13 protein-coding genes are annotated in these 14,550 nt (G+C 38.9%); 10 read left to right on the top strand and 3 right to left on the bottom strand.

The window, feature by feature from the left end:
- Positions 1–62 precede the first annotated feature (62 nt).
- Positions 63–2,012: a DNA topoisomerase (ATP-hydrolyzing) subunit B gene (gene gyrB, locus ABD682_RS06670; RefSeq protein ID WP_344740317.1), complete on the bottom strand. Its 1,950-nt coding sequence runs from the start codon at positions 2,010–2,012 to the stop codon at positions 63–65.
- 573 nt (positions 2,013–2,585) lie between these two features.
- On the opposite strand from gyrB, the gene ABD682_RS06665 reads away from it, so the two are divergent.
- The 4 genes from ABD682_RS06665 (at position 2,586) to ABD682_RS06650 (ending at position 8,299) form a co-directional block, all read left to right on the top strand.
- Positions 2,586–2,846, top strand: coding sequence for a hypothetical protein (locus ABD682_RS06665; protein ID WP_344740316.1), 261 nt, complete (start codon positions 2,586–2,588; stop codon positions 2,844–2,846).
- A 2-nt stretch (positions 2,847–2,848) separates the two neighbouring features.
- Positions 2,849–4,249, top strand: a complete 1,401-nt coding sequence (locus tag ABD682_RS06660) for an amidase family protein (RefSeq protein WP_344740315.1) — start codon at positions 2,849–2,851, stop codon at positions 4,247–4,249.
- On the top strand, positions 4,249–7,587 hold the full coding sequence (gatB/aspS, locus tag ABD682_RS06655) for a bifunctional amidotransferase subunit GatB/aspartate--tRNA ligase AspS (protein WP_344740314.1): 3,339 nt from the start codon (positions 4,249–4,251) through the stop codon (positions 7,585–7,587). Before ABD682_RS06660 ends, gatB/aspS begins: the two co-directional genes overlap by 1 nt.
- 163 nt (positions 7,588–7,750) lie before the next feature.
- A complete protein-coding gene (locus ABD682_RS06650; protein WP_344740313.1) occupies positions 7,751–8,299 on the top strand; it encodes a DUF2911 domain-containing protein in 549 nt (182 codons plus the stop codon).
- 72 nt (positions 8,300–8,371) lie between these two features.
- Here ABD682_RS06650 and ABD682_RS06645 read toward each other — a convergent pair whose 3' ends face one another.
- Positions 8,372–8,989 (bottom strand): 7-carboxy-7-deazaguanine synthase QueE, encoded by a 618-nt coding sequence (locus ABD682_RS06645; protein ID WP_425552789.1) that lies wholly within the window; start codon positions 8,987–8,989, stop codon positions 8,372–8,374.
- Positions 8,990–9,103: 114 nt separating this feature from the next.
- Here ABD682_RS06645 and ABD682_RS06640 point away from each other — a divergent pair, with 114 nt between their 5' ends.
- Genes ABD682_RS06640 through ABD682_RS06615 form a run of 6 tightly spaced genes read left to right on the top strand, consistent with a single transcriptional unit; the run spans position 9,104 to position 13,642 of the window.
- Positions 9,104–10,642 carry a helicase HerA-like domain-containing protein gene (locus ABD682_RS06640; RefSeq protein WP_344740311.1) on the top strand — a complete coding sequence of 513 codons (1,539 nt, stop codon included), beginning with the start codon at positions 9,104–9,106 and terminating at the stop codon, positions 10,640–10,642.
- Between the two features lie 32 nt (positions 10,643–10,674).
- Positions 10,675–11,232, top strand: coding sequence for a hypothetical protein (locus tag ABD682_RS06635; RefSeq protein ID WP_344740310.1), 558 nt, complete (start codon positions 10,675–10,677; stop codon positions 11,230–11,232).
- 5 nt (positions 11,233–11,237) lie between these two features.
- Positions 11,238–11,600: a cupin domain-containing protein gene (locus tag ABD682_RS06630; RefSeq protein WP_344740309.1), complete on the top strand. Its 363-nt coding sequence runs from the start codon at positions 11,238–11,240 to the stop codon at positions 11,598–11,600.
- Positions 11,601–12,428, top strand: coding sequence for an alpha/beta fold hydrolase (locus ABD682_RS06625; protein ID WP_344740308.1), 828 nt, complete (start codon positions 11,601–11,603; stop codon positions 12,426–12,428).
- A gap of 25 nt (positions 12,429–12,453) precedes the next feature.
- Positions 12,454–13,209, top strand: a complete 756-nt coding sequence (gene rluF, locus ABD682_RS06620) for a 23S rRNA pseudouridine(2604) synthase RluF (RefSeq protein WP_344740307.1) — start codon at positions 12,454–12,456, stop codon at positions 13,207–13,209.
- A gap of 4 nt (positions 13,210–13,213) precedes the next feature.
- Entirely contained in the window at positions 13,214–13,642 is a 429-nt protein-coding gene (locus ABD682_RS06615; RefSeq protein WP_344740306.1) for a VOC family protein, read from the top strand.
- Positions 13,643–13,651: 9 nt separating this feature from the next.
- Here the strand turns inward: ABD682_RS06615 and folD are convergent, their stop codons facing one another.
- The gene (gene folD / locus ABD682_RS06610; RefSeq protein WP_344740305.1) at positions 13,652–14,527 is read right to left on the bottom strand and encodes a bifunctional methylenetetrahydrofolate dehydrogenase/methenyltetrahydrofolate cyclohydrolase FolD; all 876 of its coding nucleotides are present in this window, start codon (positions 14,525–14,527) and stop codon (positions 13,652–13,654) included.
- Between the last annotated feature and the right edge of the window lie 23 nt (positions 14,528–14,550).

Genomic DNA, 14,550 nt, shown 5'->3' with positions numbered 1-14,550 from the left:
CATTATCATAAAAAAGGCTATCATTTCTGATAGCCTTTTGTCTTTGTAATTATCCTTGATCTCTATACATCAATATTCGCATAAATAGCATTTTTCTCAATAAAATCACGACGCGGTGGTACCTCATCACCCATGAGCATGGAGAAAATTCTATCAGCCTCGGTACCGTTATCGATATTCACCTGACGTAGTGTTCTAAATTCAGGGTTCATCGTAGTATCCCACAATTGCTCTGCGTTCATCTCACCAAGACCTTTGTAACGTTGGATACCGGCGCTTCCACCAAATTCCTGATTGATCTGGTCGCGTTCCTTATCACTCCATGCATATTGTTTTTTCGAGCCTTTTTTAATTAAGTATAGAGGCGGTGTTGCAATATACACGTGGCCGGCTTCAATAAGCTCTTTCATATATCTGAAGAAGAAAGTTAAAATTAAAGTAGCAATATGCGATCCATCAATATCGGCGTCACACATGATCACGATTTTATGATAACGTAGCTTCGATAAATTCAGTGCTTTGCTGTCATCTTCCGTTCCGATCGTTACGCCCAGTGCCGTGAAAATATTTTTAATTTCTTCATTTTCAAAAACCTTATGGGTCATGGCTTTTTCAACATTCAGGATTTTTCCACGAAGTGGAAGAATGGCCTGGAATTTACGGTCCCGTCCTTGCTTAGCTGTTCCGCCTGCAGAATCACCCTCTACAAGAAACACTTCACATTGTGCAGGATCTTGTTCTGAACAGTCACTTAATTTCCCGGGTAAACCACCGATGCTCATAACGGTTTTACGCTGTACCATTTCACGAGCTTTCTGAGCCGCATGACGCGCCTGAGCCGCTAAGATTACTTTTTGTACTATAATTTTAGCATCATCCGGATGCTCTTCCAAATAATCTGTAAGCATTTCGGAAACAGCCTGACTGACAGAAGCAGATACCTCACGGTTTCCTAATTTTGTTTTAGTCTGGCCTTCAAATTGTGGTTCGGCAACTTTTACGGATACGATCGCTGTGAGCCCTTCACGGAAGTCATCACCCGCAATGTCGAACTTCAGTTTATCCAACATCCCGGATTCATCCGCATATTTTTTAAGGGTATGTGTTAATCCACGACGGAAACCTGATAAATGCGTTCCTCCTTCGTGGGTATTAATATTGTTCACATACGAGTGTAAGTTTTCAGCGTAAGAGGTATTGTAAACCATAGCTACCTCAACAGGAACCCCATTTTTCTCTCCTTCAAAGGCAATCACATCACGCATTAAAGGCTCACGGTTGCCATCAAGATATTTGATAAATTCTTTAAGACCTTCTTCCGAATAAAATATTTCTCCCTCAAAAGAACCATCTTCTTTTTTCGAACGTCTGTCAATGAGTTCAATTTTGATGCCTTTATTTAAATATGCTAATTCACGCATTCTACTCGCGAGGGTGTCATAGCTGTATTCTAAAGTTTGGGTAAAAATCGTTGGGTCTGGTTTAAAGGTTACTACCGTTCCGCGAAGATCAGTATCACCAATAGGTTTCACAGGATATAATGGTTTCCCGCGTTCGTATTCCTGCTCCCAGATCTTTCCATTTCTATAAACCGTGGCTTTTAAATGTTCAGACAGCGCGTTCACACAACTCACACCAACGCCATGCAATCCACCGGACACTTTATAGGAATCTTTGTCGAATTTACCACCGGCACCAATTTTTGTCATGACAACCTCGAGTGCTGAAACGCCTTCTTTCTTGTGAAGGTCAACAGGAATTCCACGACCATCATCTTCCGTGGTAATGGAATTGTCTTCATTGATGGTAACCGAGATTTTATTACAATGGCCTGCTAAAGCTTCGTCTATGGAGTTATCTACAACTTCATACACAAGATGGTGCAATCCGCGTACACCTACATCACCAATATACATGGAAGGACGCATACGTACATGCTCCATTCCTTCTAAAGCCTGAATACTATCAGCAGAATAATTATGCTTATTAAACTCTTCTTTTGGTTCGCTCATCTTTTATAATTTATCTTTATTTTAGTTTGTCTTTTTTCAAAAAAAAAGATGCTGCTCAGCATCCTTTTGAATACAAACAAATATAAGAAATTATCCTGCTTTTTTAAAGCTTTTTATCGCTTCTTAAATATAATTATCAACATTTGTTAATTACTTAAAAGTGTCTTAAATCGCTTAAAAAGTGGCTTAAAATGGATTTTGTTTGATTTTATGGGTTTTGTCACCGTGTGCTTTTTAGTAAATCGCTTAGATCTCTTCTAAGCCATTTTCAAACCTTTTAAAAGCAGTCTGAAATCATCAAATATTGTCAAAAACATTCGGTTTTTAAAAGGCTTTTATTACGAAGGATTTTTATTCAGGTTTTAATAAATTATTAAAAATAGGGTAAACGATAAAATTCTTAAGTATTCCCCATTAAAATTCATAATAATGTAACTATTTGTAATTCATATTCAAAAGACCATAATCTGTTTTATTTTTAAATGTGATAAGTTGTTTACTCCTTAAAAACTTTCGTAATTTTACCCTCTTAATTAAGTTTAGAATCTAACACAGAAAAAAGACATGAGTAAGATGATGACCGTCGACGTTTTGTCGAGTATTAAAGGAGCGAAGCCCAGCGCGGCTGTAAACAAATTATTTGAAGTGATTAAAAATGCACAAACAAATAATAATCCCTCTTTTAATAATAATCAGAATAATCATGTATCCGTAAATGCCTTGAGATCTGATATGGTTGTTGAGAGTTCTGAACTTGAAAAAGCGATCATTAAAGAGAACTTTCCAAAAGAGAAAGATGGTTATTTAGTTGTTTCAAAAGTTATTGAAGAATAATCATGGAATCTCAAATATTGAAAATTCATCAACAATTGATGAATAAGGAATTGTCCTGTACCGCATTGGTCCAGAACAAATTAGATGCACTTGCTGCCAACACCCATCATACTGTAAATAGTTTATTACCGGATTACGCTTTAGAACGTGCAGCCCAAGTAGACGCTAAAATCTCAAATGGAGAACCTATCGGAATTTTGGAAGGTATCCCTTTTGGAATAAAAGATGTTTACATGCTGCAAGGAACATACACTACCGCAAGTTCCAAATTATTACAAAACTATAAATCAGCGTACACCGCAACTGCCATTCAAAAACTTTTAGATGCCGGGGCAATACCAGTTGTTAAGGAAAACTGCGACAGTTTTGGTCATGGTTCTTCCAGTGAGAATACCATTTTTGGTGCCGTTAACAATGCTCGGAATCCGGAGTTAGTTGGCGGTGGTTCCAGTGGCGGTTCTGCAGTTAATGTGGCTTTAGGTTATACGGTATTTTCTATTGGTGGTGATACCGGAGGTTCCATTCGGCAACCTGCGGGATACAATGGCGTTTATGGCTTGAAACCAACTTACGGACGAATTTCCCGTTATGGTTTGATGGCCTATGCTTCCTCAACGGACTGTGTTGGACCTATCGCGAAATCAGTTGAAGATATTCGATTGGTACTCAACGTTATGAGCGGAAAAGATGTTAAAGACCAAACGAGTTACGACGCCACAGAAATTTCCAAAGAAAGTATTCAGGACACCAAAGCAGTAAAATCTGTTGGCTATTTTAAAAACTTTATCGATAGCGAGGCGATCAACCCAAAGATTAAAGCTGATTTTTTAAAAGTTGTTGATACTTTAAAAGAAAACCATATTGAAGTTAAAGCTCTGGATTTCTTTGATTCCGAAACTTTAGTTTCAACCTATTATACGCTGGCCATGGCGGAGACGGCCTCTAACCTATCGCGCCTGGACGGTACCAACTACGGCAATCGTATTGAAGCCGAATCGCTTAAAGAATCCTATGCGGTAACCCGTTCTGAAAATTTTTCAGAAGAAAGTAAACGTCGTATTGTTGGAGGCAACCAGGTGTTATCTCAAGGTTTTAGTGATGCCATTTATTTGAAAGGTCTAGCCCTGCGCGATGCTATTGCGAACAACTTTGAAGAAGATTTTAAAGCCGTTGATATTATTCTTTCGCCCGTAACACCAAATACACCGCCTAAAATCGGTGATAGTTTGAAGGATCCATTGGCCATGTATCTATCGGATGCCTATACCGTTGGTTTTAGCCTTGGGCAATTACCAACTCTTACGGTGCCTCAAGGTCCTGAAACCGGTTTACAGATCACAGCCGCCAAAACAAAAGACACCCTTGTTTTGCAATTTGCTAACACATTAAAAACACTATTGTAATGGAGTTAGAAGCAATTGACAAGGCATTGAAAGCCCACGACCTGGAACTCGTTATCGGTTTGGAAACCCATGTGCGCCTGAACACGAAAACAAAATTATTCTGCTCTTGCGCCAACACGGAAACCGAAATTCCAAACACGAATATTTGTTCGGTTTGCACAGGGCAAATGGGTGTTTTACCAGCTATTAACAAAGAAGCGATTATTAAAGCCATTTATTTTGGAAAGGCCGTAAAATCCTCGTTCGAAAATGATGTGATCTCCTGGGACAGGAAACATTATGAGTATCCGGACAACCCAAAAAATATACAGATAACGCAGTTTCACAACCCGATCATCCCGGACGGACAGGTTTCTTGTTTCCGAAATGATGGTTCACAATTTACGGTGAATTTAACGCAGGTTCACATCGAAGAAGATGCTGCGAAGTTGCTGCATGAGAAGAAATTTTCTTTGGTGGATTTCAACAAAGCCGGTGTGCCTTTAATTGAGATCGTAACCGAACCTTGTATTCGTCATATTGAAGACGCTTCTATTTACGCACAGTATATTCAACGTATCGTCCAGAATCTGGGCGTTTCTGAGGCGAATCTTGAAAAGGGAGAGTTCAAATCTGATGTGTCGGTTTCCCTTCGAAAAAAACACAGTTACAGTTTAAATCCGCGGACGGAAATAAAAAACCTAAACTCTTTCAAGTTTATGATCGAGGCTTTAAAAGAGGAAGTTGAGAAACAACTCAACTATTACTTTGAGCATAAGGAATTCAGACCGGATCAAACCACCGTATTGTTCGATGCAGAATTGAAACAAACCCGAACGATGCGTAAAAAAGAATTCGAAGCAGATTATCGCTTTATCAGTGAACCGGATCTGCCATTTGTTTCCATCAAAGAAGCTGTGGAAGCTATCCATGTTGATAATTCAGCCCTACCCTTTGCTGTAGAATCTATTCTTATTAAAGGCGGCGTTTTACCGCAAGACGCTAAGTTCTTTACTGCCGACGCTTTACGTTCTAAAACGTTTATGACGCTTAACGATGCTATTCAAGATCCTTCTTTTGTAGCGAAAACGCTGGCCAATAATATCAAACCGGAGGATTATGATAAGATCCAAAATCCTAATGATTTCATCGCCATATTTAAAAGTTTTAAAGACGAAGAAGTTACTGCCGTTTTGGTGCAACATGCGCTTAGCGAATTATTAAAAGATCCGGATTTTGATTATCAGACTTATTTTGAAGAACATAGTATTTCTGAAACTAAAATTCAGGAAGCTATTCAAAAAGTGATCACTGAAAATAAAGAGATTGCAGATGATATCGCTTCAGGAAATCATGGTAAAGCAGGAATTCTTGTAGGTAAAGTTATTGGCATTATTGGTAAAGGCGCTCCTGGAAAGATCATTCGTGAACGTATTATAGCAAATTTATCCGGAGATAAAACTGCGGAAACTACAAGTCAGATTTCAGAAGAAAAACCAAAAAGTAAAAGCCCCAAGGCGACTTCAAAACCTGAAGAAAGCTTACCTGAAATACCTTTGGTTATCAAAGATAGTTATCGCACGCACCTGGCCTCCCAACTTTCAGAGGAAAGTATCGGACAGAAAGTTACCTTATCCGGCTGGGTATCCAGTGTTCGAGATCACGGTGAACTTATTTTTATTGATCTACGTGATTCCAGTACTGAAATTTTTCAAGTGTGCTTACGCCGGGAATCCTTTCCAAATTTAGACGAATTAGTAAAGCTAAAACCGGAGTCGGTTATCATGGTTTCAGGAACGATAGTGCAACGTGAAGCTGATGATTATAACAAAGCGCTTCGTACAGGAACCATTGAATTGGAAGCGGTAAGTTTAGACATATTAAACTTATCCCGCACCTTGCCTTTTGAAATTAAACGCGCCACCAAAACTAATGAAAATACACGTTTTCAATATAAGTTTTTAGATCACAGAAACGACGATGTGCGTCGTGCTATTGTGAATCGTCATAAAGTGATCAAATTGCTTCGTGATATTTTGGATAACGAGGATTTTCTGGAAATTGAAACGCCTATTTTAAGTGCAGGAACTGATGAAGGTGCTCGGGAATTTATTGTGCCTACCCGCAAACAGGCCGGAGCATTTTACACGCTTCCACAAGCCCCGCAGCAGTTCAAACAAATGCTAATGGTTAGTGGTTATGAAAAATATTTCCAGATTGCACGCTGTTTTAGAGACGAGGATTCCCGGGGTGATCGACAGCCGGAATTTACCCAGTTAGATCTTGAAATGGCGTTTGCCAGTATGCAGCAGATCATAGATTTGAACACTAAAATGTTCAATGAGGTTGTTACTAGAATTTACGGAAAAAAATGGCAACTGAAGCCCTTTGAGATCCTAACGTATCAGGAAGCTATGGATCATTACGGCTGCGACCGTCCGGATCTGCGTTTTGGGTTGAAACTTCAGGACATTACTGATATTGTTAAAGACACAAGCTTTCAGGTATTTAGTAAACCAATCGATGAAGGCGGTATTGTAAAATGCATAAAGGTAACAGCTGAAGAACAAGGTAAAAAACGCTTATCAAAGGGTCAGATCGAGAAACTTACAAGCATTGCACAGCACCATGGTTTAGGTGGTTTAGCTTATATTATTGTAAACCCCAATGATTTACAATCGCCAATCATTAAGTTTTTAGGCGAAGACATTGCCGCCGGAATCATAGAAAGAACTAAAGCTGAAGTAGGCGATATTGTATTTTTCTCTGCTGCGGATTACGGCACAGCGAACAAAGCTTTGGATGCCGTCCGACAGGAACTTGGTGCCATGCTTAAATTGATCAATCCTAAAGAATTGCGACCTGCCTGGGTAATTGATTTTCCAATGTTTGAAAAAACGGAAGAAGGCCGTTGGACCTTTACACACAACCCCTTCTCCATGCCTGCGGTACAGGATATCGAAAAACACATGAATGGTAAGGATGACGAAATAGGAAGCATCATTGCCCAGCAATACGATCTTATTTTGAATGGTTACGAAATTGGAGGCGGCTCTATTCGGGCTCATAAACCGGAAATTTTGGAAGCCACTTATCGCAATATGGGCTATTCGAAAGAAGACATGTTAAAAAGTGTCGGGACCATGTATAAGGCCTTTCATTATGGCGCACCACCACACGGGGGTATCGCCTGGGGAATTGACCGGTTGTTGATGATCCTGGAGAAAAAAGTTTCGATTAGGGAGGTCATGGCATTTCCAAAAACAGGAACCAGTGAAGATCTTTTATTTGGCGCACCATCACAACTTTCACTCAAAAAAATTGAGGAAATGAATGTTACTATCAAGAAACCAAAATAATTTTCAAAAACTTTTAAGACCTTATAAAGCTTCAGTAAAAACTGAAGCTTTTTTATTTGATTTTCAACCGTGTACTTCCAAACTTTAACAGTATAACGTAACTTTTATAAAAACTTTAAGAAAAATAACATTTAATTTTAGACCAACTAAAAAATCAATTCTTATGAAAAAAACAAAACTAATTACCACGATCACCATGGTATTTGCCATGTTAACAGCCTTAAATGTTCAGGCTCAGGATTTTCCTAAATTAGATGCAAGTCCTATGGATGCTGCTGCTTTTCCTTCCAGTTACAAGGAATCCAATAAACTGATTAAAATTATTTACAGTAGACCACAATTGAAGGACCGTGATATAAATAAACTTGCACCAGCTGGAAAAGTATGGAGAACCGGAGCAAACGAAGCTGACCAGCTTACGCTTTATACCGATATGAAATTAGGTGACACCACTATTAAAGCCGGTACTTATACTTTTTATACTATTCCGGGAGAAGATGAATGGACCGCTATTGTGAATACCGATTTAAACACCTGGGGTTCTTATTTTTATGATGAATCAAAAGACGTGGCTCGAATTAAAATTCCTGTTACAACGAGTGATGATTCTGTTGAAGCTTTAGGAATTATGTTTACAGCTTCGGACAACGGTGTTGATATGCATATTGGTTGGGGTAAAAAACGAATCACAGTTCCTTTTACTAAGGCATAAACAAAATATAGAAACTAAAAAAGGTTCAAATGAATTACTCATTTGAACCTTTTTTTATTTGTGCTATACACACTAAGGGATATTCAAATACTTGTGTGTTTGAAGTGATACTTTCCATTTTGGATGTTTCATCACATAATCAACAATCTCAGGAATCACCTTATCACGTTTACTCCACTCCGGTTGCATGTATAAAATACAGTCCTTATTCACCTTGGCAGCTTGTTCTTCCGCGAAGCGAAAATCATCTTTGTTGTATATAATCACTTTCAGTTCATTTGCTTTGGCGTAAACTTCTTCCGTAGGTAATTTTAGTTTTTTAGGCGATAAACAGATCCAATCCCAGGTTCCGGTAAGCGGATAGGCTCCGGAGGTTTCAATATGCACTTTCAATTGCTTTTCCTTGAGCAAATTGGTAAGTAAGGTCATGTCCCACATGAGAGGTTCTCCTCCGGTAACCACAATAGTATCACTGTATTTTTCAGCATTTTCCACAATATCCTTCGCGGCTGTTGGTGGGTGCAGATCTGCGTTCCAACTTTCCTTAACATCGCACCAATGGCAACCTACATCACAACCTCCCAAACGAATAAAATACGCCGCTGTACCCTTGTAATATCCTTCACCCTGAATGGTGTAAAATTCCTCCATCAAAGGCAGCATTTCGCCTTTATCTACCTGTATTTGCATTGCTTTATTCATAGGGCGCAAAGATACGGTATTGCCCTGAATTTATTCAAAGTTTTACATATCTTGTTCCTACGAATTCAAGGAGAATAGTTATTTTTATAAAAAAATTAACCAATGCCAAATACTGAGGACTTTTTTAAGTACATCACCGAGGGCTATACCTTTAAAGGTGAGTACATTCCAGTGGGTGCAGCCATGTTAGACGGTGAAACCATTACCGGAGCCCACGTTAAGATTCCATTAAAAACCATGAACCGTCATGGTCTTATTGCCGGCGCTACAGGTACGGGAAAAACAAAATCATTGCAGGTTTTAGCTGAAAATCTCAGTGATCGCGGTGTTCCTGTTTTACTTATGGACATTAAAGGTGATTTGAGTGGTTTGGCAGAACCGAGTCCGGGACATCCAAAAATTGATGAACGCCATGAAAAGATCGGTTTGCCTTTTGAAGCTAAAAAGTTCCCCGTAGAAATATTAACGCTTTCTGAGCAGAACGGTGTACGTTTACGCGCCACAGTAAGCGAATTTGGTCCCGTATTATTATCGCGCATTTTAGACTTAAGTGATGTTCAGACAGGGATTGTTGCCGTTATTTTTCAGTATTGTGATGATAATAAATTACCCATTCTAGACCTTAAGGATTTTAAAAAAATATTACAGTACGCTACTGATGAAGGCAAAGAAGCATTTGAAAAATCGTACGGACGAATTTCAACAGCCTCAACCGGAGCCATCCTAAGAAAAGTTGTTGAACTGGAACAACAAGGAGCCGATCTCTTTTTTGGAGAAACCTCATTTGAAGTAAATGATCTTCAGCGTATTGATGAGAATGGCAGAGGGTATATTAATATCATTCGATTGACAGACATACAAGATCGGCCAAAACTCTTTTCAACCTTTATGTTGAGTTTATTAGCTGAAATTTATTCGACCTTTCCGGAGCAAGGCGATAGTGATCGTCCTGAATTGGTAATATTTATTGATGAAGCGCATTTAATTTTCAGTGAAGCCTCCAAAGCCTTACTTGATCAAATTGAAAGTATCGTTAAACTCATCCGTAGTAAAGGTGTTGGATTGTATTTTGTAACCCAGAACCCCACAGATGTTCCAGAAGATGTTTTAGGTCAATTAGGTTTAAAAGTGCAACACGCCTTGAGAGCCTTTACGGCGAATGATAGAAAAGCGATCAAAATGACCGCACAAAACTATCCGGATTCCGATTATTACGATACTACAGAAGTTTTAACTTCTCTAGGAATTGGCGAAGCTTTGGTATCGGCCTTGGATGAAAAAGGCAGACCAACACCTTTGGCAGCAACCATGATGCGAGCACCTATGAGCCGTATGGATGTACTTACAGATTCTGAATTGAAAAACCTCTTGTCTGAATCGAGTTTGGTAAAAAAATACAACGAAACCATCGACCGTGAAAGTGCTTATGAATTACTAAATGAAAAAATAGCTAAAGCTGATGCTGAGGAAGCGAAAGCCAAGGCTAAGAAAGAACAGGAAGAACTTGATCGAACTTCGTCACGTTCTACAAGTCGTTCGAGGAGTCAATATCAACGAATGAATCCTGTTGTAAAAGTACTTACCAGTGCCACTTTTATCCGCAGTGTTTTTGGTATTTTAACCAAAGTGATGAAAAAATAACTTAAAGAATAATTAATTATATAAAACTATTTATGCGACAATCCATTTATGGCATTATCCTTATTGCCTTAGTAACTATTAGTTGTAAACGAGAACAAGATCCTTTTGAAATTGGTAAACACCATGTTGGCTTGCTTACAGACTCTACCCAGGTAAAAGACCTGAAGGCTGTTTTTCCTAACGACTCGATAGTGACCCACACCGGTGGTGATGAATTTATGGGCGCCAAGAATGATTATTATATTTTTGAAAAAGGCGGAAAAAAACTACTGGTATTAACACCGAAAAATGCTTTAGATTCGACATCCGTTATTGAGAATGTTCAAATCATCGATCCTCGTTATAAAACAGTTTCAAACATTACAACGCAGAGTACTTTTAGGAGTATAAGGTCATACTATAAAATTTCAAAAATCAATAACATGATCAACACCATACTGGTGAGTGTTAATGAATTGAATGCCACGTTTTCTATTGATAAAAAAGAACTTCCGGCAAATCTGAGATTTGATATGAACCTAAATATTGAGGAAACACATATCCCGGACGACGCTAAAATAAAATACTTTTTTATAAACTGGAACAACTAAAAGCTATGGCAAAATATACCATACAGAAAAACCCTTTTGTAGTGCCCACCAACGATGGTAAAGTCATCGAGGAACATTTTGGTTTGGCTTCAGATGGAAATTCTCAAATAAGTATTGCTCATATGATTGCTCCCGCAGGTTGGAGTGAGCCTTTTCAAATTCCGGAATTTGATGAATATACCTTCATCATAAAAGGTAAAAAACAATTTATTATTGAAGGTGAGACGATCGTTCTGGAAGCCGGTCAATCAATCAAAATTGAAAAAAACACCCGAGTTCAATATTCAAACCCTTTCACAGAGCCTTGCGAGTATTTGGCGGTTTGCACTCCGGCTTTTTCTATGGATCTGGTAAACCGAGAGGACTAAATGAAACCCTATCTTCCTAAAATTATTGGCTTCATCATTAATGTCATCGGTATTTTTTCCAAATCATTAGCAGCACGATTGGCCATAAAACTTTTTGGCACACCGCTTAAAGGGAGGTTTAGTGAAGATGAGCAAGCTTTTTTAAAAGAAGCAAAATACGACACTTTTGATTGTCGGGGTTTTGATATTCAAACCTATAAATGGCAAGGAACCGGAGACACCGTTATTTTAGCTCATGGTTGGGAAAGCAATACGTACCGATGGCGGGATTTGATCCATGCACTCACTGCTCTGGACTTTACCGTAATTTCTTTGGATGGTCCTGCCCATGGTAATTCTTCAGGAAAACGTTTTAATACTCTGGATTACAGCGCTTGTTTGGCTGAAGTGGCTAAAAAGCATAAGGCCGACAGCATCATTGGGCATTCCGTAGGTGGTATGGCAACCGTTTTCAGTATTTCTTTTCATAAGGTTTCAGGACTGAAAAAAATTGTTTTACTGGGAGCTCCATCCAATTTCACCGGAATTTTAAAACGTTATGGGCAAATGATGGATTATTCCTCCAGAGTCATGAAAGCTATCACGACCAACATAGAAAAGGAATTTAAACATCCTCCGGAATTTTTCAATGCGTTTGAATTTTCAAAAGACATTTCCGCCGAAGGCCTCATCATTCACGATCAAAAAGATCCTATCATTCCTTTTAGTGATGCTAACGATTATAAAACACATATGTTGAATGCCAAACTCATTGAAACCAAAGGTTTGGGACATGGTCTAAAAAGTGAAGCGGTTTATAAGCATATTACCGAGTTTTTAATGGCTTAAGTTTGTTGTACTTTTGTGAATACTTATGGGTGATCAAGAACTAACACGAATAAATAAATTTTTGAGTGAAGCGGGCTATTGCTCTCGCCGCAAAGCGGATAAGCTCATCGAAGAAGGCCGGGTGACCATTAACGGCGTTGTTCCTGAAATGGGAACAAAGATCGCCGTTGGTGATGTTGTGGCCGTTGATGGTGAAATTATTAAAAACACTACGGACGCCTTTGTTTATCTTGCATTTAACAAGCCGGTTGGTATTGTATGCACTACCGACACGCGTGTTGAAAAAGATAATATCATCGATTACATCAACTATCCAAAACGAATCTTCCCTGTGGGGCGATTGGATAAAATGAGTGAAGGCTTGATCTTTCTGACGGATGATGGCGATATTGTAAATAAAATTCTAAGAGCCAGCAATAATCACGAAAAAGAATATATTGTTACTGTAGATAAACCAATATCTCAAACGTTTATTATGAGAATGCGTGGTGGTATTTACCTGGAAGATTTAAAGCAAAAAACGAAAAAATGTAAGGTTGAAAAATTAGACAGCTTTACTTTTAAGATCGTACTCACCCAGGGATTGAATCGTCAAATACGACGCATGTGTTCCTATTTGAATTATGAAGTACAAAGTCTGAAGCGTGTGCGCATTATGAATGTGACCCTGGATGTTCCTGTTGGGAAATATCGTGAGCTCACAAAAACAGAACTTCAAGAATTACAAAATCTGATCAGCGATTCATCAAAAACACATATTCCAAAAAAACCTAAAAAATAACGCTATGAAAACCACGCTTTCCCCCTTTCATTTAGCTATACCTGTTCATGATTTAGCAGCATGCAGAACTTTTTATCGCGATGTACTTGGTTGTGAAGAAGGTCGCAGTGATGACCATTGGGTGGATTTCAATTTTTTCGGTCACCAGATGGTGATCCATTATAAACCAAAGGCTAATGATTCAACGCTTCACACAAATCCAGTTGACGGACATGATGTTCCGGTACCGCATTTCGGTGTAATTTTAGACTGGGATGTTTTTCACACCTTCGCGGAAGACTTAAAATCGAAAAATATTGAATTTGTGATTGCTCCTTATATCCGATTTAAGGGAAAACCGGGAGAACAAGCTACCATGTTCTTTTATGACCCTTCAGGAAACGCTCTGGAATTTAAAGCGTTTAAGGATATGAGTATGATTTTCGCTAAGTAAGATGATTTACTAGGAATGACGTTCTCTGGCGAGCAGCGTATTCTTTAATAGCATAGCCCGTGTCATAGGGCCTACACCTCCGGGAACGGGTGTGATATAACTTGCTTTTTTGCTTACGCTCTCAAAATCGACATCTCCGGCTAAACGGTAACCGCGTTTTTTAGTATCATCAGGAACGCGTGTTATACCAACATCAATAACCACAACTCCATCTTTTACCATATCTGCAGTAAGGAATTCTGAAATTCCAATGGCAGCTACAATAATATCCGCTTGTTTGGTGATCTCCTTTAAATTAGTAGTTCTGGAGTGAACCACTGTAACGGTAGCATTACCGGCTTTGCGCTTCTGGCTCAGCAAAATACTCATAGGACGTCCAACGATATGACTTCTCCCCATAACGACCACGTGTTTTCCGGAAGTTTCAATCTCATAACGCTCCAGTAATTCCATAATACCAAAGGGCGTTGCTGAAATGAAGGTTGGCAAGCCAAGGGTCATTTTCCCAACATTGGTAGGGTGAAAACCATCCACATCCTTATCCGGGTTAATGGCCATTAAAACTTTTTGTTCGTCGATATGTTTTGGTAAGGGCAACTGCACGATGAATCCATCAACATCGTCATCCGTGTTTAGATCATGAACGATCTGCAATAATTTTTCCTCCGAAGTTTCTTCCGGAAGATCAATTAAAGTCGATTTGAAACCAACCATTTCACAATCTTTGACCTTGGAATTTACATACGTCATACTCGCCCCATCAGTACCTACAAGAACCGCTGCCAAATGCGGCACTTTTTCACCTTTCGCCTTCATTCGCTCTACCTGGGCGGCAATTTCATTTTTAATATCCTTGCTGGTCTTGTTTCCGTCTAAAATTGTCATGTTATGTTGGATCATTTAGAATT

Source organism: Gaetbulibacter aestuarii (genome assembly GCF_039537665.1).
GTDB classification, from domain to species: Bacteria; Bacteroidota; Bacteroidia; order Flavobacteriales; family Flavobacteriaceae; genus Gaetbulibacter_A; species Gaetbulibacter_A aestuarii.
The sequence above is the reverse complement of the archived record's forward strand: the minus strand, read 5'-3'. Positions and strand labels throughout refer to the sequence as shown.